At 52.0% G+C, this 23,883-nt stretch carries 19 protein-coding genes; 6 read left to right on the plus strand and 13 right to left on the minus strand.

From position 1 onward, the window contains the following. Positions 1–281 precede the first annotated feature (281 nt). From ACO0LN_RS04730 to ACO0LN_RS04765, 8 genes are all read right to left on the minus strand, one after another. Positions 282–2,996 carry a bpX6 domain-containing protein gene (locus tag ACO0LN_RS04730; RefSeq protein ID WP_422971462.1) on the minus strand — a complete coding sequence of 905 codons (2,715 nt, stop codon included), beginning with the start codon at positions 2,994–2,996 and terminating at the stop codon, positions 282–284. Next, positions 2,993–4,921, minus strand: coding sequence for a hypothetical protein (locus ACO0LN_RS04735; protein ID WP_422971464.1), 1,929 nt, complete (start codon positions 4,919–4,921; stop codon positions 2,993–2,995). The genes ACO0LN_RS04730 and ACO0LN_RS04735 overlap by 4 nt, the downstream gene beginning before the upstream one ends. After that, positions 4,918–5,334 carry a hypothetical protein gene (locus tag ACO0LN_RS04740; RefSeq protein ID WP_422971466.1) on the minus strand — a complete coding sequence of 139 codons (417 nt, stop codon included), beginning with the start codon at positions 5,332–5,334 and terminating at the stop codon, positions 4,918–4,920. The genes ACO0LN_RS04735 and ACO0LN_RS04740 overlap by 4 nt, the downstream gene beginning before the upstream one ends. Continuing rightward, positions 5,334–6,488: an AAA family ATPase gene (locus ACO0LN_RS04745; protein ID WP_422971468.1), complete on the minus strand. Its 1,155-nt coding sequence runs from the start codon at positions 6,486–6,488 to the stop codon at positions 5,334–5,336. The genes ACO0LN_RS04740 and ACO0LN_RS04745 overlap by 1 nt, the downstream gene beginning before the upstream one ends. 107 nt (positions 6,489–6,595) lie before the next feature. After that, positions 6,596–7,414: a LytR/AlgR family response regulator transcription factor gene (locus tag ACO0LN_RS04750; protein ID WP_422971470.1), complete on the minus strand. Its 819-nt coding sequence runs from the start codon at positions 7,412–7,414 to the stop codon at positions 6,596–6,598. A 48-nt stretch (positions 7,415–7,462) separates the two neighbouring features. Further along, on the minus strand, positions 7,463–8,347 hold the full coding sequence (locus ACO0LN_RS04755; RefSeq protein ID WP_422971472.1) for a sensor histidine kinase: 885 nt from the start codon (positions 8,345–8,347) through the stop codon (positions 7,463–7,465). A 35-nt stretch (positions 8,348–8,382) separates the two neighbouring features. Beyond that, positions 8,383–8,640, minus strand: a complete 258-nt coding sequence (locus ACO0LN_RS04760; protein ID WP_422971474.1) for a hypothetical protein — start codon at positions 8,638–8,640, stop codon at positions 8,383–8,385. A 259-nt stretch (positions 8,641–8,899) separates the two neighbouring features. Next, on the minus strand, positions 8,900–9,535 hold the full coding sequence (locus ACO0LN_RS04765) for an ATP phosphoribosyltransferase regulatory subunit (protein WP_422971476.1): 636 nt from the start codon (positions 9,533–9,535) through the stop codon (positions 8,900–8,902). Between the two features lie 703 nt (positions 9,536–10,238). On the opposite strand from ACO0LN_RS04765, the gene ACO0LN_RS04770 reads away from it, so the two are divergent. Together ACO0LN_RS04770 and ACO0LN_RS04775 are read left to right on the plus strand one after the other, a co-directional pair. Then, a complete protein-coding gene (locus ACO0LN_RS04770) occupies positions 10,239–12,482 on the plus strand; it encodes a collagenase (RefSeq protein WP_422971478.1) in 2,244 nt (747 codons plus the stop codon). Positions 12,483–12,717: 235 nt separating this feature from the next. After that, on the plus strand, positions 12,718–13,092 hold the full coding sequence (locus ACO0LN_RS04775) for a VOC family protein (RefSeq protein ID WP_422971480.1): 375 nt from the start codon (positions 12,718–12,720) through the stop codon (positions 13,090–13,092). 13 nt (positions 13,093–13,105) lie between these two features. Here the strand turns inward: ACO0LN_RS04775 and pyk are convergent, their stop codons facing one another. From pyk to gcl, 5 genes are all read right to left on the minus strand, one after another. Continuing rightward, positions 13,106–14,530: a pyruvate kinase gene (gene pyk, locus ACO0LN_RS04780; RefSeq protein ID WP_422971482.1), complete on the minus strand. Its 1,425-nt coding sequence runs from the start codon at positions 14,528–14,530 to the stop codon at positions 13,106–13,108. An 84-nt stretch (positions 14,531–14,614) separates the two neighbouring features. Further along, a complete protein-coding gene (locus tag ACO0LN_RS04785) occupies positions 14,615–15,883 on the minus strand; it encodes a glycerate kinase type-2 family protein (RefSeq protein WP_422971484.1) in 1,269 nt (422 codons plus the stop codon). Between the two features lie 250 nt (positions 15,884–16,133). After that, a complete protein-coding gene (gene glxR, locus ACO0LN_RS04790; RefSeq protein WP_422971486.1) occupies positions 16,134–17,021 on the minus strand; it encodes a 2-hydroxy-3-oxopropionate reductase in 888 nt (295 codons plus the stop codon). A gap of 59 nt (positions 17,022–17,080) precedes the next feature. Further along, positions 17,081–17,860 carry a hydroxypyruvate isomerase gene (hyi, locus tag ACO0LN_RS04795; RefSeq protein ID WP_422971488.1) on the minus strand — a complete coding sequence of 260 codons (780 nt, stop codon included), beginning with the start codon at positions 17,858–17,860 and terminating at the stop codon, positions 17,081–17,083. 108 nt (positions 17,861–17,968) lie between these two features. Further along, positions 17,969–19,744, minus strand: a complete 1,776-nt coding sequence (gene gcl / locus ACO0LN_RS04800; protein WP_422971490.1) for a glyoxylate carboligase — start codon at positions 19,742–19,744, stop codon at positions 17,969–17,971. A 282-nt stretch (positions 19,745–20,026) separates the two neighbouring features. On the opposite strand from gcl, the gene ACO0LN_RS04805 reads away from it, so the two are divergent. The 4 genes from ACO0LN_RS04805 (at position 20,027) to ACO0LN_RS04820 (ending at position 23,419) form a co-directional block, all read left to right on the plus strand. After that, positions 20,027–20,935, plus strand: a complete 909-nt coding sequence (locus ACO0LN_RS04805; protein WP_162061520.1) for a LysR family transcriptional regulator — start codon at positions 20,027–20,029, stop codon at positions 20,933–20,935. Positions 20,936–21,124: 189 nt separating this feature from the next. After that, complete coding sequence (locus ACO0LN_RS04810) at positions 21,125–22,432, plus strand: NCS2 family permease (protein WP_422971877.1); 1,308 nt, start codon at positions 21,125–21,127, stop codon at positions 22,430–22,432. 176 nt (positions 22,433–22,608) lie between these two features. Then, on the plus strand, positions 22,609–23,067 hold the full coding sequence (locus ACO0LN_RS04815) for a GNAT family N-acetyltransferase (protein ID WP_422971492.1): 459 nt from the start codon (positions 22,609–22,611) through the stop codon (positions 23,065–23,067). Between the two features lie 34 nt (positions 23,068–23,101). Further along, positions 23,102–23,419 (plus strand): hypothetical protein, encoded by a 318-nt coding sequence (locus ACO0LN_RS04820; RefSeq protein WP_162061522.1) that lies wholly within the window; start codon positions 23,102–23,104, stop codon positions 23,417–23,419. Positions 23,420–23,883 lie beyond the last annotated feature (464 nt).

Raw genomic sequence — 23,883 nt, forward strand, 5'->3', positions numbered from 1 at the left:
TTTCCTGGCAGTATAAAGATACTTCTGCATGTATCTTTGACAAGCTGGCAGTATCTGAAAACCAGACAAACGGGGGTAGGATTATTTCAATTTTTTACACGCAGGTTCCTGGCCTGAAATTGTGATTATCATTCGGCAGCCCCTTGTTTGCCTGTGGGCAAATGGAAAAGTGTCAGTGTGATCAAGCTGCTCCTGAAAGGCCCATTTTTGCCCGAATGTTTTTTGAGGCAATGGAGAAAATCAGCCTGATACCGGTCGCATGCAAGAAAATTTCTTCATTGCTAACTGACCGTCATCGCTCTGACCAGGCCATTCGAGCGGTTGACTTCCACCAGCCGCCCTGCGCGGTCAAACAGCATGATGTAATCACGCTGCACATGTACCCCAGGATGATCAGCAGAGGGTAAGGCCAGTTTTAACAGGGTTTTCCCCTGTGCCAGTTGCCTTATCTCCCACATGCTCATACCGTCATTGCTTGATGCAACAAAAATCATGCCATCTTCGAGGTGAACTTCAGGGGCTTGTGCTGCTGCACCTGTATTCACTTCGAAAGAGGCAACCATGCTGGATTTGGCCAGCAGTACTGCATTGCTGGTTTCATTGCTTTTCAAATAGAGCCTGGCGGGCTCGTCAGCATTCTCGACTGGCAGGATGCGCCATACATCTGAATCTGGCAGGGCCCAGGAATCACGCTGGTTGAGGCGACGGCTGGGCAGCAGGTAGCGCCATTGCTCTATGCCGTCGTGCGCACCTATCAACAGGGTTTGTGCCTGGGCGCTTTCTGAATAGGCAAAAATTTTTCCTGGCAGGTCAGCAATTTGCCAGACTACCTGCAATTTATCGACACTGGTATCGATGGCCAGCAGGCGGTTATGCATGACCACATTCCAGTGTATGCCATCATAGCGGCGTGACCAGAATGAGACTGGCAGGGTCAGCCAGTCAGCAACACTACGGCTGGCCAGGTCTATGCGGCTGATGCGCATGGTGTTATCCCTTTTAGCCAGCACCAGTGCCCTTTGACCATTGTCTGACAAGACCAGATGATGTGCCGGTACGGGATAGTGCGCCAGTTGCTTGCCGACCTGGTTGACTATACTGACACCACTCTCACCCAGGGCCAGCAGGTAATGCGCATCTGGCAGGCGACAGGCATCATGGATGCGCATGAGACCACGCTCTTCAAACAACATTTCAAGCGGAGTCGATCTGGCATTGAAAGGCGCGAGATACACATCATGAGGCAGATTCAGTGCAGGCAGATCAGTGCGCATGACGGCGGCATCGGCAAATTCAATCAGGCGGGTGATGTCCTGCTTCTGTAATTGATTCAGGCCTGCCGAACGCTCCGCCAGCACATGACGCAATACTTCTGCCGCAAGCCTGGTACTGGCGGGCGAGCGTTCTTTGAGTGTGATTAATTCCTGCGCCAGCCGGGCGCGCAATTGTGCTCCCGGTTCACCGGCCATATTCAGTATATGCCTGATACTGGCTTCACTCTGTTTCAAGTCGGAGACTTGTAGCGACAACTTCCTCGTCAATGCGCGTACGCCCAGTATGCCGCCCGCACGTTCAGCCTGGGATAGCCAGGACAGGGCTTGCTCACGTTCTTCTTCCAGTGGCCAGAGAATTTCAGCGGCATCCGCCAGGTCACCCCTTGTTGCCACAGCGTGTGCCCAATGCTTGCGTAATTCCCGCCCTTCTGTCGCCTGCTTTTTTTCCAGTAAATGCACTGCTTCTGCAAAGCTGTTGAACAGGCGTGCAAGCTTTGCGGCCCGTAAAAAATCACCAGCCAGCCACCATAGCCTTACCCTAATTTCCGGTGATAATTCCAGGGTATCGGCCAGTTCAGCGGCTTGCTTTATCCTGTCTTTGCTTTCCAGATAATTGACCGCTTCTGTGCCTGATTTCAGCAATTCTGCCAGGACAAATACTGCTTCATCGATTTTTCCTTCACGGTCCAGGCGTTCAAAAGTACGGCGATACAATTGCCGCAAATGCTCTTGCACATCGCTGGCAACGTGGATGCTTGATCCCAGTCCGCTACTATTGCTGATGCTGAGATTGTCGCGCCTTCTGGGTGTGCCAAATGCCTGGCGGGTATTCTTTTTTTGCAAGGAATCCAGGGGCACGGCGTGGCGCAATGCTTCGTTCAAATCGCCACGTTCAAACATCTCCATCATTTCGCGCAGGAATCTGGCCTGGCGTTCGCCCAGCAATTTTGACATCCTCGTCATATTCGCGATTTTTGCGGCAAAATTGGCGAGTTTTTGCGCCAGAGGGGAGAGCTTTTCCGGAGCACCTGAGTTACCCCATGCGTGTTCTTTGGCCGGTCTGCGAAAATCAATCAGATTGCTGAGCCAGCTGGCTATCAAACCCAGGGCGCCAAGCGCAACAGGCCCTGCTCTTTGCGACCAGGATTTTTTCTGAGTAGCATCAACCGGGAGCTTGCCTCCTTCAATGAGCTCTGCCGCTTCATCAAGAAAGGCTTTTTGTTTGTCACTGGCCTGCGGAATGGCATCGCCCAGGATGTCACGTATATCTTTGCCTGGCGCAGGTTCATCTATTCCGGATGTTCCTCCCGCTGTGGGGAATTTCAAGGGCTTGCGCAAGCTGATTGCACTCAGGTCCAGCCATGCCGATGGATCAATTCTGTCAGACTGTGTCAGCCTTGCCGTCAGAATTTGAGCACCGGCTACCAGGCAGAAGCTATTACCGGAAATGGCCGCCAACTCGTCCTCGTGCAAAGGCGCACTGCTCAAGATGCCATTGATTTCTGCGATGGCCAGGCCATCCAGCCCGGCGCAATGCAGGTATTTTTTTTCTGGAAATTCAAGAAAATATCCTTTGAGCACCTGGTACAGGCGTGAACCTGGACGCCAGTGGTGCAGGATGCGTGACCGTGCCTGGCTCTCACCGATGAGCTCAGGGTCGAACCAGATGCCGCGCAATTCGCGCATGCCATCAAACAAGGGGCGTCGTACAGTTGGCATCATACTGACACTCCATCTGCAGTGACTTTAAGTAACAGGGCTTCTTCATCCAGACCCCGTACCTTGATATCCAGGGTATTTTGCAAGATCCAGGCCAGACGGCTGCTGACAGAATCCATGCTGATTTTCGCGATGGGCTCTGCTGAACGGTGAATTTCTATCTGTTTTGCCTGCCCTATGAATTGTATGCTGTGCCTGTCTGCGCTCAATACGACCAGGCCAAATTCGTCTTCACCGTATTGCCGCCTGTTGGTAACGCCCAGGACTTTTACAGAAGCAGGGACAGATTTTTTTATATATGACTTTGAAGTACCTATCCACCATTCATGCTCACCGATTTGCAAAGCCAGTAGCCCGTGCTCAAAATTGTTGACATGAGTCCAGGATATTTCATTGCCAAAGAAAATAGCCTGGCCAGCATGGGAAATATTTGCAACAGCCAGAGGCGCATTTTCGTGTGCATGCCAGCGGAAAATTTTTGTACTACCATTTTCACTGACTGCGTATAACAGGCGCTGCCCAAAAAAGTCCGAACCTATGACATTGCTGGCAATGGGTTTAAAGTGTGGTTCTGACGGTTCCGGCCTTGCGCTTGTTGGTTTGCCTGCCGCCTGTGGTAATTCCAGACTTGATTCCCAGCAAACCAGGTGCTGGTCTATGTCCTGCACGATGACCCTGGCCAGGCTGCGTGCGTTTTTTCTGACTTCCATGAAGTAAGCCGGCAGCCAGCGCGTACCACCGGTCGGTGCCCTGAAATACTTCATTTCTGGTCTTTGCACGACTACTTTTTTACAAGAAAAATGCTGGCTGGGGAAACCATGAAAACTCAGGTCCGTTCCATCGGCTGAAATATAAGCGAGGTTCTTGCCCATCGCCGCTGCAGCCAGGATACTGCCTTTAGTTGGCTGCCTGATCGTGCGGAATTTGCCTGGCGCAGCCCGCACGGATTGAGGTACGTTGTAGATGATGATGTTACCATCGAGTTGTGGTACTGCCAGCCAATAGCCCTTGCTGGCAAAGCGTGGTGCCTGCTTCAGTGAAGGGCGGTTTTTTGCATTACGCACATGGGCCAGGCCATCGATACGTTTGAATTGCTCACGCAAGATGCGTATCGCCACATCTTCCGCAGGCAAATCAAGTATGACATCACGCTGGTTGCTGCGCTGGCTTAACTGCAGGTGCAGGCGGCGGTTCTGCTCATCACTGAATAGATCAACATGGCTGGTAATCAGGCTGGTGGCGCGCTGCAGGCGTGCCGTGTGCGTCCCTGAAATTTGCCAACAATCACAGGTGTTCTTGTCCTGCTGTTTTAGCAGGGTATCCCAGCTATCCAGCTCAACCGTAGTGGCGTTGCGCAAGCTCTTGCTGTTCAGCAGGGCTTTCATTGCCTCGCGTCCCTGGGTTTCATGCAAGACACCTGGGTGTTGCAATATCCCCCACTTGAAATGGGCACCCGCTTCTTCTGCGCGGCGGGATAGCAGGATGAACAGCGCGATATGGGCCAGGCGCGGTTCGCCCAATTGCATGGGGCCTGCATCAAACAGGGCGATGCACAATTGCGAACGCAGACGTATGTCAGGCTCCGTGCCCAAAAACAAGAGTTCGTTGCTGGCAGCACGCCGTATGAATTCATCCGGTTCGGCCTCGGCGTACAGCCACTCTGTCATGAGTAGGCGGTCATAGTTCCCACGTTGCACGATATTGCCTATGCCTACGGGTTCATCATTGGTCCTGTGGGATGCAAATTTCAGGCGGCCAACCAGAGGGTCAAGCCGCAACAGCATCTGCCCTATGGCATCTGTCAATTCGGGCGGGAACAGGGTCAGCCAGTCACGCCAGGCTTCCAGTGCCTGCGGTAGTGCTCGCGGTGCTGACTGTGCTACTGACTGCGGTACAGTCTGTGTTAGTGGCAAACTTTGTGATGTCATTCCAGCTCCTGCAGTAACCAGAGCAACATATCTGCGGACAGATAAGCAGCGTCAGCGAGCGGGATGATTTGTTCCGGCTCATTCAACAAGAGCAATGCTTGCGTACCCAGGCGCCGTGCCAGCGCAGCCTGCACCAGATCACAGGAGAGAGCCGGACCAGTATGGGTAGGCAACCAGAGATCACGCGCCTGCGGATGTGGGGCGCAATATTGCACGCCATCCAGCCATGGCAAAAGCTCAGGCGGTCCCATGAGCACCAGCAAGTCACGGCTGGCGACCACTGACAGATGGCTCAGCTCATCGGCTGCCAAAGTCTGCAGTTTGTGCAGCAATTGCCTGGCAATACCGGCGCTGGCAATCAGGCCCGCCGGTGAGGGCGCATGCTCACTGGCCCGCCATTCCAATACGGTCATCAGTCTGTTTCCAGGGCGGCGATCAGTTGCGTGCGGCGTTCTTCCAGCTCGGCTGGCAATTCTGCCTTGACAAAATTGGCATCAATCTCGCGCAACAGGGCTTCTGCTAATTTCTGAAAGTCTTCGCTTTCAGTGTTCGTCAGTAAACTGTCTGCCGTTTCTGCCAGTCGTGTTATACGGGCCAGCGGCTGTTGTACGGCTTCTTCCACCACAGCCTGTAATAAGGGATGACGGGCCTGTGCCAGCAAGTCGCGCAATACTTCACGGGCATTGCGCTGGCCAGCTGCGGTGGGAATGACATACACCAGTGGCCATAAGTCTGCCCTGCTCGCGACCTGACGGCCAGCCAGCACGGTTGCAGCGGCGATCAATTGTTGCGCCTTGACGATGCGGCGGTCGGATAATAAGACATTCGCCTGGCGCAATTGGCGTATTGCCTGGGCCAGGTCGCCGCGCACTTCTGCCATATTTACCAGCGGCACTGCACGATTCAAAATGTCCAGGCTGGACAGGTCTGCCCTGGCTGCCACGGGACGGTGATTGACTTGCCAGCCACCTTCCAGCAAATCTTCCAGGCGCGGGTCTGGTACCGGTTCTACAAATACATGCAGCAAGAAACGGTCGGCAAAAGCTGCCAGGCCTTCATCTTCAGGCAAGCCATTGGCTGCGCCTACACAAATACGCAAGGGGCATTTGACGCGTGTATGGCCGCGCTTGAACTGACGTTCATTGAGCACACCCAACAGTGTGTTAAGGATGGCTGTTGAACCAAGAAAGACTTCATCCAGAAAAGCAATCTCTGCTTCCGGCAGCATGCCTGCGATATCGGTTTCTACCGTGCCTTCACGCAGTTTTGTCAGATTGACAGGGCCAAACAATTCTGAAGGTTCAGTAAAACGGCCCAGCAGGTATTCAAAATACTGCCCGCCCAGACTTTGTGCAACCCGTCGTACAACGGCACTCTTTGCCGTACCCGGTGGCCCAACTACGAGCAAATGTTCTTGTGCCACTGCTCCCAGTATCATGAGTTCTGCAAGTTGGTCGCGGTCTATCAAACCCGTAGTGGCTTCGCGGATGGCATCTCTGATGCGTGACGAAGCCTCCTGCGTTGCTTCACGTATTCTTTCCTTCAGACTTGCTGTTGACTCTTGCATGGGTGGATTTACTTTGCTAAGGGATTGGCTGATGCCAGGGATGGCTGATTATAAACCTTGCAGTGCCGGCGCTTTGACTGTCCGTTATACCTTGACGGAGTACCAGCCTACATTTGCTGGAACAAATGCGTGTGGTTACGGCTGACTTCGAGTTTTTCTGCATGGCCTTTCAGGCCTATCAACTGGCGGCCACGGAAATCACGTGTGACTTCGGCAATCGCAGAGACGCGCACCAGGGTAGAGCGGTGTATGCGCCAGAATTCTTTGGGGTCGAGTTCGTCTTCGAGCTCTTTCAGTGATTTGCGTATCAGGTACTCTGCCTGCTCTGTCTGCACCAGCGTATATTTTTCATCAGAGCGGAAAAATAAAACCTCTTTGGTGCTGACCATGCGCAGGCTGCTGCCTACGCTGGCCTGTATCCAGCGCAGGTATTCACGCTTCTGGCTTTGCTGCTGCATTAATTGCGTCAGCATTTGTTCGACCTGCTTTGCCTGATCGCTGGCGGCATTAGTTGGCGCTGTCTTTTCTTGCTGGCGTTGCTTTAATCTTTCTTGCAGGCGCTGGCAGGTGCCTGCCAGTCTTTCGGTCTCTACCGGCTTCAACAGATAGTCCATGGCACCGCGCTCGAAAGCCTGTATCGCATATTCATCATAGGCAGTCACAAACACTACCAGTGCCTGCTTGGCCAGTATGCTTGCAGCTTCTATGCCGTTCTTGCCCGGCATGCGTATATCGAGAAAGATAATATCGGGGTGCAGTTCTTCTGCCTGTTCTATGGCGACTATGCCATTCGCAGCTTCAGCAATGATGGACAAGTCTGGCCATGCTTGTTGCAGGCGTGCGCGTAGCTGATCGCGCATCGGGCTCTCATCATCGACTATCATTGCCGTTGCTGCTGTTGTTGCTGCAGTTGCTAATGCTGGCATGCTGTTCCCTGATACAGGATTGTGGAATAAGCAATAAGAATAATGTTCTTATTGTTTCGTGTCTATAGGCACCATTATGCCGACCACTGCGCCACCAGCCTGAGGTGCTTCAATGACCAGCTGTGCCTTGCCTGAATACAGCACTTTCAGGCGTTCACGTATATTCGTCAGGCCCATGCCATCATCTGCATGCATGTCAAAACCCATGCCATTGTCGCTGACTTCGACCAGCAATTGCCCATCGACTTTCTTTGCCGTGATGCGGATATGCCCGCCTGTGGTCTTGGGTTCCAGGCCATGCTTGATGGAATTCTCCACCAGGGTTTGTATCATCATCGATGGGAAGGGTAAAAATTCCAGCTCGGATGGCAAGTCTATCTCGTAAGTCAAACGCTCTTGCATGCGTGCCTGCATGATATTCAGGTAGGCACGGCACATGTCCATTTGCAGGCCCAGCTTGCCATTGCCCTTGTCACGCATTTGCGGCATGGCCGAGCGCAGATATTTGATCAGGTGCTGGTGCACGATGGTGGCTTGCGCCGGATTGGTTTCGATGAGCTGACCTATCAGTGCCAGGGTATTGAACAAGAAATGCGGCTCTATCTGTGCCTGCAGTGCTGCCATTTCTGCTTCCAGCAAGCGGCGTTCCAGTGCTTCGACATCGGCACGGGTTGCAGCAGCAGTGGCGGCTATCTCGGCACTACGCTTGCCGCCTGCCAGGCTTTTGATGATGAAAGATGCGAATACCAGCGCGGGCATCAGGCCACCCAGGCCCAGGGCACCACCTACTATCATGGCGACCAGCGAGATGCCCAGTAAAGAGGACCAGGGCACTACTGCCAGCCAGTCAAAGAACTTCCACCAGACCACGGTCACCGTGTCGGTGATATCCATGATCAGGTCGAGTACCTTGTTATCGTCGCGATGTTTCATACCATTTCCATTCGCCGCCAGTTTTGCCAGGCCGCTTATTCAGTTTGTGGGTTGCTTGCTGTCTTGTCTTTATCAGCAAATATTTTGGCAATGATAGCGCCAAACACCAGGCCATTTGCCAGTGATGATAAGTGCAGTATGCCGCCAGTGATCAAAGTCAGCAAAGAAGTCAGCAAGAGCTTCTTCCATGATGCCTGCAATATCCAGTCAAGAGCATGGCGGCCTGCATAGACCAGCGTGTCTGCCAGGTTTTTGGCAAAGTCCAGAACCGGGTTGTGGTTTGTGTTGTTCATGTTATCGCTCCTGTTAGTTGTTGTTTCAACGGTGACCAAAGTGTTTTCTGTTTGCGTATGCATTTTTCTCTCCTGTCTGCCGGATGATTTTCTTCATCCATGTACGCAGAATAGCAGGCACTTTTACAAGGCCGTAGCCGGTTGCGACTAACAGTAACTTGACAGGGTCTAACGGCTATTTATGGGGATGAATGGGACAAGAAACTTGAAAGAAGCTCGCCGCACCAATGCTCGGCAAGCTTCCTTTTTAGGGTGGATTTTATGTATTACACAACATCAGCCTGTCAAAACCCAGGCCAAAACCTATGCCCTGCTGATAGCTGCCACCGCCTACCACTTGCTTCTGCGCGCCTAGTGCAGGAACAGAGATTTCAAAACCAGCTTCAGTGTAATAATCCAACCCACGTTTGACTGAGCTAGCGACTTCATAAGCACCGGTTTTCAAAGCCACCATCTGTTCAGCCATGGCCAGCAACTCTGCACGACAGGCAGGATTGTCAGGATTGATGATTTCCACACCAAACTGGAAAAATTCGCGGTAGCGTCCTTCCTGTGGTTTTTCATAGCGCCAGCAACGTTCGAAATACCAGAGCTTCAGATTTTTCTTTTGCTTGAAGTGTTTGTCGGCGAGCAGTTGTACTGTCGCCGTCGCTTCGGGGCGCAGGCACAGCGACCTGCCCTTTTTATCCGGGAAGACATACATCTGTGACAGCACTTCAGGGCCAGCCTTGTTGACATAGATATTCGCCGGTTCCAGCGATGGCAACATGATTTCGTTAAAACCATTAGCTTCAGCGATACCGATCAGGGCGTTAAGGAGACGGCGTCTTTCCCTGACTTCGTCACCTGCCAGGATGCGTACACCCCTGCTTTGTTCTTCTATCCTCAATTCCATATTTCACTCCATCATTGCATTGCACTAGCCGCCACGCACTGATTCAGGTTTGCATGCGAGCGGAAACAAAAAAGCCCTCTGTGCAGGCTGAGAGGGCTTTCTTGGTGATGGGGCTTAACATTCATCCAGGCAATAGCTCTCCCAGCCAGCGATGTGACTGATGTTGCGCTGCATGCAAAACGGATGTGGAAAAGGTATTCATGCTCTGAGCATAGAGTTGCTTGCGGACTATGTCAACAGCGGCGATGAACAGAAAACAAATAAAATTTTGCGACTTAAGAAAATTCAATCTTGTTACGTCTAATTACAACTTTTCAAAACATTATTCTTTCCATTTAATCATTCAAAACTTAAAATTCCGCCCTGCTTAACAAATGCCCAATTTTCTGGCTTTGTTAAAAATGATCTAGATATTTATAAAATATATTACTAATATATTTCAACCAAGTCATAAGCAAATTTAGTAAATGCGATTTGGTTAATGCAGTATCCGGCGCTATTGAATAGGGAGCTGACGGATATTGCTAAAGGGAAGCAGAAGCAGCGGCATGCGCATGCATGTCTGCTGCTTCTACATATATGGGGGCTGGTAAAGACCTTCTTTGAATTATTCGGGCGACGACAGCTTGCAAGCTGGCGGATGAAAAAGCCTGAAGGGGATGGTATTGCCCAAAACTCTACAATCATCAGGGAGACGTATTACATGTTATATCCACATAAAATAGCAAGCATGGCGGGGCTGATGGCCCTTAGCTTCACAGGTCTGGTTCAGATGGTGCATGCGGCGGATGCCGAAGACCATACACGTCTGAAGCAGGCGCCTATGCCACATCAAAGGCAAAGTTTGCCGCCAACGGCAGAACAAAAGAAATTCAATCTGCCACCAACCAATGCGACACGCCTGGATCTGGGCATCGTCAACAAGCAAAAAAATCTGATGGCACCACCACCATCAGATGATTGCAAAAACATGGCGACGCTGGCGAATTACAGCGGCGATGCATTGGCGACTTACATCGTCAACTTGCCCAGCTATGAATGCCACTATGGTCTGTTTTCGTTGAATGCTACTGATGCAGCGAAGGTGTATTCACCAGCCAATTTTACTGCTGTCATCAATCGCTTTGCGCAAGAGGCGACCAACTACAACGCCACCAATATGGCATTGGTCAACCTCATCATTTACCTGCGCGCCGGTTATTACCTGGCAGGCAGCAATACCATACCTGCACCATCGGCAAATTACCTGACAAGCATGCGTGGGCCCATCAAGCAACTGGTCGATGGCAATCAGTTGTTCAAGACCAACAACGTTGGCCCAAGCACCGCAGCTGAGACCTTGAAACTGGTGACCAACCTGCATGATGAAGCTTACTACCTGAGCAGCGTCAAAAACATCATCACGCGCTACACGAATACTTCATCCAATCCGGCAGCAACGGATGCATTGAAGTCTTCCACTGTTGCTGACGCTTACACGGCTGCATTGACCATCCTGTTCTACGGCCATTCACGCCCAGATGCCTTGCCTATCTTGCGTAACGATATATCCTACGCGACTGCACTGAACAATTTTGTTGTCAACAACAAGGCAGCATTGCTGGGCACCAGTCTTGAGTATCAACTCAGCGATACCGAGAATGAAGCTTTCCGTTTCATGCAGTATGCCAACCTGCAGCCTTCGGTCAAACCCATGGTCAAGTACCAGCTCAGCCATTCGAGCATGACAGGCAATGACAGCATGTTATGGCTGAATGCAGCATCTGCCGTCAAGTACTATGACACAGCCAATTGCGCAGAATATGGCACCTGTAATTACGAAACAACGCTGGCCAATACCATCCTCAAAAACAACTATACGTGCAGCCCCAGTCTGAAGATTCGTGCCCAGGACATGACCACGGCACAGTTGCAGGATTCCTGCTCCATGCTGGCAACCGAGGAAAATTATTTCCACACCATGCTGCAAAGCAAGCGTCAGCCAGTAGCAGGTGACAACAACACCGCGCTCGAAGTAGTCGTGTTTGATGACTATACCAACTACAGCAAATATGCATCCATCCTATACGGTATCGACACCAATAATGGCGGCATGTATCTGGAGGGTGACCCTAGTGTTGCTGGCAACCAGGCCCGTTTCGTCGCACATGAGGCGTCCTGGCTGCGCCCGGCTTTCCAGGTCTGGAATCTGCAACATGAATACGTCCATTACCTTGATGGCCGCTTCGACATGAAAGGTGATTTTGGTGCAGGCACTGCCAAGCCTACCGTCTGGTGGATAGAAGGCATAGCCGAATACCTGTCACTGAAAAACAATAACCAGAAAGCCATAGACGTAGCAAAAACCGGCACCTACAAGTTGAGCCAGATTTTTGGCAACACTTACTCCATGGCTGACTATGTAACACGCGCCTATAGCTGGGGTTATATGGCGACCCGCTTCATGATGGAAAAACACCGCAGTGATGTAGATGCTGTCATCGCCAAATTCCGCGTTGGTGATTATGATGGCTACCAAACCTATATGGCCAATATAGGCACACGTTACGACAATGAGTTCACAGCCTGGGTTGCTGCCGCAACTACAACAGGTGAGCCACCATTGCCAGTCGATAACAGCCTGCCTGATTGCCCTGCCGGTAGCTATCTGGCTAAAAACTGCGTGAAGCGTAATTTTGCTTCCAGTACCCAGGCCTATACCTACATCATGGTTCCAGCCGGTGCGAAGAATCTGAAACTGACAACCAGTGGCGGTACCGGTGATGTGGACTTGTATGTATCCATGGACAAATACCCAAGTACAGGTATCTACGACTACGGTTCAGTCAAGAGCGGCAATGATGAAAGTGTGACCATCGCCAACCCGGTTGCCAATCGCTGGTACTACATCATGCTCAACGCCAGACAGAGTTTCTCCGGCGTGAGTGTGTCAGCGACTTACGACTGATAGCAATCAACTGAAATTGCGTAAACAAGGCTTGCAAACCAAGGCCTGTAAACACAGATAAGCCACCTATAAACAAGCAACTGAGTGTTGGGGCAGACGTGCAAAATGTCTGTCCTTTTTTTATTTGCCAGAAGGTGAAAAAGTACGCCAGGCCAACATCCTGTTTTTTTGCTATTCTTTGTAGATGCCTGAACTCGCTCAGATACACAGAATAAACAAATCACAGGAGATCAAGATGCATAAAAGTCGATTGGCATGTTTTGTGATTGATTGCCAGGTGGATGATATTGAGCCTGGAACCAATTTCTGGGCCGGGGCCTTGGGTTATCCTGCGGGAGATGCGGATGAGAAATACGCGGTACTGGATGCCACCCCTACCGGCCCGAAAATGCTGGTGCAAAAGGTTGAACACCCCAGCCGCATACATCTCGATATAGAAACCGACAATAAGGAAGCTGAGGTCCAGCGTCTGGAAAAACTCGGTGCTAAAGTCGTCAAAGTCATGGAGCGCTGGGTCGTCATGGAAGCACCGACGGGACACCGGTTTTGTGTTGTCAATCCCCAGCGCCCCGATTTTCATACAGCCAGCGATGTCAATATCTGGGAGTAAGCTTAGACTTGGATCAGGGCTGCGGCCAGATCTCGGCTATCCGCAATAGATTGGTGGAGCCGGGCTGGCCAAAAGGCACGCCTGCGGTAATCGCGATCTGTTCACCGACTTGTGCCAGGCCTTCCTGCCACGCAGTGCGGCAGGCTGTGGCGACCAGCATGTTTTCATCCGGTACAGCATCGCTGACGGTGGAATGCACACCCCAGACCAGGGCCAGACGGCGTGCTGTCGCTGGCCTCGGGGTGATACTCAGTATCGGTGCCATCGGTCTTTCGCGCGCGGCGCGCAGGCTGGTGTGACCGGAACTGGTATAAGTGACCGTGGCAACTGCACCGACTATTTGAGTCACTTTACGTAAGGCTGCGCAGATGGCATCGCCTTTGTTGTTCTGTGGTGTCTCATGCTGGGCCGCGATCATGTTTTTGTACAGCGGGTCGCGCTCTACTTCGCTGATAATACGGTTCATGATTTCAACTGCGGCAACCGGGTAGGCGCCACTGGCAGATTCTGCCGACAGCATGACCGCATCGGCCCCATCATAAATCGCACTGGCGACATCCGAGGCTTCGGCGCGTGTGGGTACTGGTGCGGCTATCATGGATTCCAGCATCTGGGTGGCGATGACGATGGGTTTGCCATGGCTGCGGCAAACGCGCAGTATACGTTTTTGTACGCCGGGTACGCGTTCTGGTGGCAATTCCACACCAAGATCACCGCGCGCCACCATGATGGCATCTGAGACGGCGACGATTTCTTCCAGCCTGTCCAGCGCTGCCGGTTTTTCAAGTTTGGACAATACTCCGGCACGCCCTGCTACCAGTGTCTTTGCTTGTGTCACATCTTCCGGCCTTTGTACAAAAGACAGGGCGATCCAGTCTGCGCCCATATCCAGCGCGAAAGCCAGATCACGCCTGTCTTTCTCAGTCAGCGCCGGGATGGGTAATACCGCATCTGGCACATTCACGCCTTTACGGTCAGACAGGCTGCCACCGACAATCACACGGGTGCGTATGCAGTGGACATCACTGCCCAGGACTTGCAGGCGCAGCTTGCCATCGTCCAGCAGTAGCGACTGCCCGGCAGTGATGACGGCAAACAATTCAGGGTGAGGCAAGCAAACGCGTTTGACGTCACCAAGCGTGCTGTCACTATCAAGTACAAACTCCTGTCCCGCAGTGAGTATCACCCTGCCATTGTTGAACTGGCCTACGCGCAGTTTGGGCCCTTGCAGATCGGCCAGGATGGCGATAGGGCGGCCCAGTTCAACTTCGATCTCACGCACGATATTGCAACGCAACTGATGGTCAGCATGGCTGCCGTGGCTGAAGTTGAAACGGAATACATCGGCACCGGCTTCAAACAATTCCTTGATGATTTCTTTGCTACTGCTGGCAGGGCCCAGGGTAGCGACTATCTTTGCTTTGCGGTTGCGGTTCATGGCTTGCTTTCATTTGTTATAGACGACAGCCATCCCGGCGCGTTGCGCCGTGATTCTTGCTGTCTTTGAATATTTGGGTGAGAGCTACAGTATTAGAATGGCGCGGAAGTCGTTGACATTGGTGCGCGTAGGACCACTGACGACGAGGTCATCGAGTGCGCTGAAAAAACCATAGCCGTCATTGTTTTCCAGCAGGCTGCGCGCACGTATCTGCTTCGTTGTAGCGCGGGCGATGGAATCCGGCGCATACAGTGCCCCGGCATTGTCTTCCGAACCATCTATGCCGTCAGTATCACAGGCGATGGCGTGGATATCTGCGTGACCGTCGAGTGCCACAGCCAGGCTCAGCAAAAATTCTGCATTGCGGCCACCACGACCTTTGCCGCGTACGGTGACGGTGGTTTCACCGCCTGAAATCAATACGCAAGGCTTCTGGAAGGGTTGGCCATGCTTGGCCACCTGCTTGGCCATTGCCGCATGTACCAGGGCGACATCACGGGCTTCGCCTTCTATGCCATCGGACAAGATATACGGCGTGATACCAGCTGCACGTGCTGTCGCAGCTGCGGCTTCGAGTGCTTCCTGTGCCGTAGCAATCACATGATGGCTGTGACCGGCAAAACGCGCATCATCCGGTTTGGGTGTTTCGCCCTTGCCGCTTTCCAGATGCTGCAATATTTCTGCTGGAATAGCGATGTCGTATTTGCGCAAGATCGCCAGCGCTTCTGCGCAAGTCGTGGCATCGGGCAAAGTAGGGCCGCTGGCGATGATGCCAGGTTCATCACCAGGTACATCGGAGATCAGCAAGGTCACCATGCGTGCCGGGGCACAGGCCAGTGCCAGACGCCCGCCCTTGATGGCCGACAAATGCTTGCGCACGCAATTCATTTCAGAGATCGCTGCACCGCTTTTCAACAAAGCCTTGTTGATGGCCTGCTTCTGTTCGAGGCTGATGCCATCCGCAGGCAGGGCCAGCAGGGCAGACCCACCGCCAGAGATCAGACAGAGCACCAGGTCATCCTTGCTCAGCCCTTGCACCATCTTCAATATACGCGCTGCAGCCTGCTTGCCTGCTTCATCAGGTACAGGGTGAGCAGCTTCTACTACTTCTATCTTGCGGCAGTCTGCACCGTGGCCGTAGCGGGTGACGACCAGGCCTGAGAGTTCACCCTGCCAGTGATCTTCCACTACCTTGGCCATGGCTGCCGCGCCTTTACCTGCACCGATGACCAATGTTCTGCCTTTTGCTGGTGGTGCTGGCAGAAAGGCGGGCAGGCATTTCTCGGCGCTTACGGCAGCGACGGCGCTGGTGTAGAGGTCGAGCAAAAACTGGCGTGGGGCTAGGATGGTCATGTCGGGGCTTTCGTGAAAAACTATGTATTGCTTCGTAAATCGTAGGTTGGGCCTGGTCTCGTAGGTTGGGCTACGTTTCATCAGCCCAACACTCGGCGGTTCAATGACGTACGTGTTAATTCAAGGCCCAGTGTTGGGCTGGTAAACCGTAGCCCAACCTATAAGATAATTTCAAATCCAAGTATGCCTTCAAACAGCTTATCGCCACGTGAAATTTTTTCGTGCATCCAATGTTGAAGGCTAACAACGATCAAACCTTGGCTATCTCGTGATTAGACATGATCTCTATCGCCCGGCACAGGGCTGAGTGATCAAGGCCGCGCATACCATTGGCCGAGCAGGCATTCATCAATTCCTGCGCGGTTGCCGTGTTTGGCAAAGAGACACCCAGAGCTTTTGCCCCTTGCAAAGCTAGGTTCAAGTCTTTTTGATGTAGCTCTATCCTGAAGCCGGGATTGAAGGTGCGCTTGACCATGCGTTCACCATGCACTTCCAGTATGCGCGATGCTGCAAAACCACCCATCAGTGCCTGCCTGACCCTGGCTGGATCAGCACCGGCTTTCGATGCAAACAGCAGGGCTTCCGCCACGGCTTGTATATTCAGCGCAACGATGATCTGATTCGCAACCTTGGTGGTCTGGCCATCGCCATTGCCACCGACCAGGGTGATGTTCTTGCCCATTAGCTCGAACAGGGGTTTGACTTTGTCAAAGGCAGCTTCCGGGCCGCCGACCATGATGGTCAGGCTTGCTGCCTTGGCACCTACTTCACCACCGGACACTGGCGCATCAAGGTAATCACATTTCAGGGCATTGATTTTCTTGGCGAAGTCCTTGGTGGCAATCGGTGAGATGGAACTCATATCGACCACGATCTTGCCAGCGTCGAGGCCTGCAGCAACACCGTTTTCACCAAACAGCGCAGCTTCTACATGCGGTGTATCCGGGACCATGATGATGATGATGTCCGCACGTCTGGCGACTTCTTCGCCGGAAGTACAAACGGTGGCACCGCGTTCTATCAATTCAAACGGCGGGTTCTTGATGTCGTGCAAATACAGCTTGTGCCCACCCGTCTGCAAATGCCCGGCCATAGGTGCACCCATGATACCCAAACCTATAAATCCAATTTTAGCCATGATAGTTCCTGATAATGTTAATAGTTTGCTTAAGACCTTTGTGGGTAATGGTCTTGATCTCAAAGTCCGTGCGATTTAATCCAGCCCAAACCAGCGACAGTGCCGTTCTGCGGTTTGTATTCGCAGCCTACCCAGCCCTGGTAGCCCATGTCGGCCAGTGCGGCGAAGATGCTGTGATAATTGATTTCGCCTGTGCCCGGCTCAAAGCGGCCCGGGTTGTCGGCCAGTTGGATATGTTTGATCTTGTCCAGATTGATCTTGATGGTATTAATCAGTTCACCTTCCATGCGTTGCATGTGATAGATGTCGTATTGCACGAAGATATTGTCTGAACCTGTAGCAAGTATCAGATCCAGCGCCTGTTGTGTGCCGGATAAAAAGAAGCCGGGTATGTCGTAGGTATTGATGGCTTCGATGAGCAGACTGATATTCGCTGCCTTCAGTTTGTCAGCCGCATAACGCAGGTTGGCAACCAGGGTTTGCTCTGCTTCTTGTGCACTGACATTTGCCGGACGTATGCCGACCAGACAATTCAGTTGCGTGACATTCAAGGCTTTTGCATAAGCGATGGCTATGTCGACACCCTGGCGGAATTCATCGACACGGTCAGGGTGGCAGGCGATACCGCGTTCACCGGCTTCCCAGTTGCCAGCGGGCAGGTTGTGCAGTACCAGTTGTAGATTATTTTCCTGCAGTTTTGCTGCGATCTGTTTCACTTCAAATGCATAGGGGAATAAAAATTCCACAGCTTTGAAACCTGCCTGTGCGGCAGCGGCAAAGCGGTCTAGGAATGCATGTTCGGTAAACAACATACTGAGATTGGCGGCCAGTCTGGTCATCGCATATCCTTGTAGATGAGTGACCGTAAGCCTCCCGCAGGCATGCTGCGGGAGTTCACGGGGTGCCAGACGGGGAGGCCCGGCACCTGAAAATTTTTCGCTAATTGTTTAATCGAGCAGGGCGATAGCCGTTGGCGCATGAGCATCTTCCGTCGCCAGCTCTTCAAATTCATTGATATTGCTGATCTCGGTGCCCATGGCGATATTGGTCACGCGCTCCAGTATGATTTCCACGACAACCGGCACGCGGAATTCCTGCATCCAGCGCTGGGCCTGGGCAAAGGCATCTGCAATGGCACTTGGTTCCGTCACACGTATGGCCTTGCAACCCAGTCCCTCGACTACGGCGATGTGATCGACGCCGTAACCATTCAGCTCTGGTGCATTGATGTTTTCAAAAGCCAGTTGCACGCAATAATCCATGTCAAAGCCACGTTGCGACTGGCGTATCAAACCCAGATAAGAATTGTTGACGACCACGTGCAGGTAAGGCAGCTTGAATTGCGCACCAACGGCCAGTTCTTCTATCATGAACTGGAAATCATAATCGCCAGAGATGGCAACCACCTGGCGTTGCGGGTCAGCAGCGCAAACGCCAAGGGCTGCCGGTATGGTCCAGCCGAGAGGACCGGCCTGGCCGCAATTGATCCAGTGGCGTGGGTAATACACATGCAGGAATTGTGCAGCAGCGATTTGCGACAGGCCTATTGTGCTGACATAGCAGGTTTCGCGGCCAAAGGCTTTGTTCATTTCTTCATACACGCGTTGCGGTTTCACCGGCACATTATCAAAATGCGTGCGGCGCAACATCGTGCGTTTGCGTTGCTGGCAATCGGCTACCCAGGCAGAACGGTCTTTGAGTTTGCCTGCTGCTTTCCATTCTTTGGCAACTTCGATGAAAAGTTTTAATGCCGCGCCTGCATCAGAGACGATGCCAAAGTCCGGGCCAAACACACGGCCAATTTGCGTGGGTTCTATGTCGATGTGGACAAACTTTCTGTCTTTGGTAAACACATCAATGGAACCAGTGTGACGATTCGCCCAGCGATTACCTATGCCCAGCGCAAAGTCAGATGCCAGCATGGTGGCATTGCCATAGCGGTGGCTGGTTTGCAAGCCGACCATGCCTGCCATCAAAGGGTGGTCATCTGCTATTGCACCCCAGGCCATCAGGGTAGGAATGACAGGCACGCCAGTCAGTTCGGCAAATTCCACCAGCAAGGCTGAGGCATTGGCATTGACGATGCCGCCACCAGCGGTGATCAGCGGGCGCTCTGCATCATTGAGCATGGTGAGCGCTTTTTCTATCTGGGCGCGGGTGGCCTTGGGTTTATACACTTCCAGCGGTTGATAGGTATCCGGGTCAAATTCTATCTCGGCCATCTGCACATCAAATGGCAAATCAATCAATACTGGGCCAGGGCGGCCAGAACGCATGATGTGAAAAGCTTGCTGGAATACCATGGGCACGAGAGCCGGTTCACGCACCGTTACCGCCCACTTGGTGACAGGTTTGGCAATGGATTCGATATCCACCGCCTGGAAGTCCTCCTTGTACAACCTTGCCCGCGGTGCCTGGCCAGTAATACAGAGTATGGGTATGGAATCTGCTTGGGCAGAATACAGACCGGTAATCATGTCAGTACCCGCCGGGCCGGAGGTGCCTATACAGACACCGATGTTGCCAGCCTGGGCGCGGGTATAGCCTTCTGCCATGTGGGAAGCACCTTCGACGTGGCGCGCCAGTATGTGTTTGATGGTCCCTTGCTTCTTCAAAGCCGCATAAAACGGGTTAATCGCCGCACCCGGCACCCCAAATGCCTGATGCACGCCTTCTTTTTCCAACACATAAGCCGCCGCTTGCGCAGCCGTCATCTTTGCCATTTTGTTCTCCAGTTTTGCTATTAGTCGTGTGTATGCAGATGTTGAAACACATGCTAAAGGCAAAAAGGGTGGCTGATAAGAAGACAAATTCTCGCTGTATTCGATACTATAAGTATGGAATAATAGCTCTTCAAAGATTTTCTCAGTGTCCCCTCTGTGGTGTAGCAGGGAATTCATGCGGCATGCCGCACGCCTGCGAAACGGAGACTTCTTGCAAGAAGTCTTTCCTTCCTCTGTGCCTCTGTGGTGAGGGGTTTCTCGCAAATTACGCCGGAACCAAAAATGGACAAACTCACCCAAATCGAAGCCTTCGTCGATGTCGTCGAAAAAGGCAGCCTGGCCCGTGCCGCGCTGGGCCAGAACATCACCCCTGTCATGCTGGGGCGCCGCATCGATGCGCTGGAAAAACGCCTGGGCGTGAAGCTCATGCACCGCAGCACCCGCCACCTGACGCTGACCGAGCAGGGCACGGTGTATCTCGATCATTGCCGTAAATTGCTGGCAGACCTGGGTTATGCCGATCAACTGGTATCCGAGGGGCGGCACAAGGCTACCGGTCATCTTATCGTCTCAGCCCCTGCTGCCTTCGGGCGCAAGCATGTGGCACCGCATGCACCGCAATTCGTGAAGGCCAACCCTGCCGTGCAGATTTCCTTCAACCTGACAGACAGGGTGGTCGATCTGATACGTGAGGGTTATGACCTGGGTATACGCATAGGCGGCAATATCGATCCCAACTTCGTTGCAGTGAAGCTGGCTAGCAACCGCCGTGTGGTTTGCGGTACTCCAGCCTATTTTGAGCGACATGGCATACCGCGCACGCTGGAAGACCTGGCCCAGCACAATTGCCTCGCGTTTAACTTGCAAGGCGGGCAACAGCGCGGCTGGTATTTCCAGCAAAACGGCAAGCCTGTGACCATCAAGGTGGCTGGCAATCTCGATTGCAATGATGGTGAATTGCTACACCGCTGGGCTTGTGAAGACCTGGGTCTGGCCTGGCGCTCTTCCTGGGAGATACAGTCGCAACTGATCTCTGGCGAGTTGATTACCGTGCTGGATGACTATGCCCTGCCGCAATACGACATCGTTGCGGTGTACCCTCAACAACGGCATTTGCCTGTGAAGACGCGGTTTTTCATAGATACGCTGAAGGCGATTTATGCACAGCCAGATTACTGGTTGAAAAATTGATGTGGCCGGGCACATATTCAAATTCAAATAGCATCTATAGAAATTCCTTAGCCTTGATATGGAAATAATTGCGCTATCGTCTTTTCACAAACAAAAATTGGATTATCCATAATCAAGGAGACAAACGTGTTAACTTCCGAGCAAATTCCGGCTGCGCAAGATAGCAACAGGCCTGTCAATCACAGCCCTGTGCAGCTTTCCTTTCTCGACAAATTTTTCAAGTTAAGAGAAAACGGTACCGATGTACGTACAGAATTACTGGCAGGTCTGACGACTTTCCTGACCATGGCGTATATCATTTTCGTCAACCCATCTATCCTGGGTGATGCTGGCATGCCCAAGGATTCTGTCTTTGTCGCCACCTGCCTGGCTGCATCGATAGGGACCATGATCATGGGCCTGTATGCCAACTACCCTATGGCATTGGCACCAGGCATGGGTTTGAATGCCTACTTCACTTATGCAGTCGTCAAGGGTATGGGCATACCGTGGGAAGCAGCACTGGGCGCAGTCTTCATTTCCGGCTGCCTGTTTGTTGCCGTCAGTGTATTTAAATTACGCGAGATGATCGTCAACGGCATACCACAATCGATACGTACTGCCATCACAGTGGGCATAGGTCTTTTCCTTGGACTGATCTCGCTGAAGAATGCCGGTATTGTCGTCGCCAATCCTGCCACCATGGTAGGCATAGGTGATATACACAAGGCTCCTCCCATTTTGGCGGCGCTGGGTTTTTTTTTGATTGTCACGCTGGATAAATTCAAGGTGCGTGGTTCCATCCTCATTGGTATTTTGACGGTGACGGTGTTGAGTTTTTTCTTTGGTGGCAACACCTTCCATGGCGTGGTATCCATGCCACCTTCTCTCGATCCTACGCTGTTTAAACTCGACATCATGGGAGCATTGTCAGTAGGTATCCTGAACGTGGTACTGGTGTTTTTCCTGGTGGAGCTGTTTGATGCAACCGGCACGCTGATGGGTGTCGCCAACCGTGCGGGCTTGCTGGTGAATGGCAAGATGGAAAGACTGAACCGCGCTCTGCTGGCCGACAGTACTGCAATTGTTGCCGGCTCATTCCTTGGTACCTCCAGCACCACTGCTTACATAGAAAGTGCTGCCGGTGTACAAGCTGGTGGCCGCACAGGTCTGACAGCTGTGGCAGTTGGTCTGTTGTTCCTGGCTTGCCTGTTCATTGCACCACTGGCTGGCGTTGTGCCTGCTTATGCGACAGCGCCAGCCTTGTTCTACGTCGCCTGCCTGATGTTGCGTGAACTGGTAGAGATCGACTGGAGTGATACCTCTGAAAGCATACCTGCAGGTATCACTGCCCTGTTCATGCCGTTCACCTACTCGATTGCACACGGCGTAGCGTTTGGTTTTATTTCTTATGCGACACTGAAGTTATTTACAGGTCGTGCCAAAGAAGTGAAAGTGATAGTCTGGGCGATAGCTGCGGTGTTCTTGTTCAAATTTATTTATCTGGGTGTTGGCTGAATTATTGTTTCAAAAATCCATGTAGAAAGCAGTGCAAGAAATTGCACTGCTTTTTGCATTCTGAACCCAGAAGTATGATCCAGATAACATATATGTCCAAGTCAACTCTCATACAAATTTCATGTCTCACCCCATCTGTGGCATCATCCTGAACATGGCGAAATTCAGGGGAATTCATGTTGGTTGTAAGAAATGCACAGCAAGCTGATAATGTACGGATACGCAACATAGTACTAACCTCACTCAGTGATTTTGGTATCGAAGTCGAATTCGATGGGTTGGATGCCGCAATTGGTTCAGCAGGTTTAGCCGACGCAAAAAATGCCATAGAACTGGTGGCGGAATTTGATGGGCGTATCTGCGGCTGCATCGCGTTGGAAGCTATGCATGATCAGCAAGGGAAAGTGTTTGGTTTTCATGTCGATAAAGGCCTTCGTGGCAAAGGCATAGGCCGCGCGTTGATGGTGCAACTGGTCGAGCGCGCCAAACAATGTGATTTGAAGATCTTGCATCTGGATACCTGGGACACGATGTACAGCGCGGTAAGGCTGTACACGTCACTGGGGTGGGTGGCCGCACCAGACCCATTGCCAGAGTCAGGTGCAAATCGATCTTTCCGTCTGGAAATAGGCTGATCTGTTTTTCAATATTTCTGATCGTTCGCTCATTATGTTCACTTTCCTCTTTGCACCCGCGTGGTGGTTTGCATTTCATCCATTTGCCTGTGGTTTTGTGGCCCTGCTGATGAGCTTCACAGCGTGCCTTAATAACTACCGCAAGAGCAGCCGCCTGTTGTTTGCTGTCACTGCTTTTTTCTGGTGGATTTTTACATACACCGAAGCGACGTTCACTGTGCATGCCATGCGAGTTGATTTGGTATTCATGGCACCGGTTTACCAGATTCTTGCGCTTTGGAGCTGCTGGAAAATATATACAGATCCTGCTGACCGACATGTAGCCGAAAAACAAACAGATCAGGACGAGTAGATGTGTGAAGTTGGCGACCTTGCTTGCGCGGCAGCCGCTATGAAAATGTTATAGATGCGGTTCAGTTGAAGCAGCACAAAAGGTGCAAACAACAAGAATCTCTATCATTAAATTTTTATTTATTTGACCGCTCATTATCTTTGCGTAAGGCCTCAACGGTTTCGCATTTGCTGGCTAAATGTAGTAGCGCGTCATTGTGAATAATAGAACAATTATTTTCTGGCGGTGTTGCTACATGAAGCGAGTGATTGATTTGCCGGTTATGCAGGAAAAACGTCAGAAATGTGTTGCTCGCGCCGGAAATGCGACTGCTACGGTAAGGGGCAATGCATCCAAATCATCAGTTCGCGGATGTTTCGTCCCATCACTGACATCAGTTTGCCTTTCTCGTATCGAGTACCAATATGTACTGAAATTCTGTTAAAAAGAATTTGGCCTGGACAGGATTTGCGCTAAAGTAACTG

The organism is Undibacterium sp. TC9W (genome assembly GCF_049339865.1).
Taxonomy (GTDB): domain Bacteria; phylum Pseudomonadota; class Gammaproteobacteria; order Burkholderiales; family Burkholderiaceae_D; genus Undibacterium.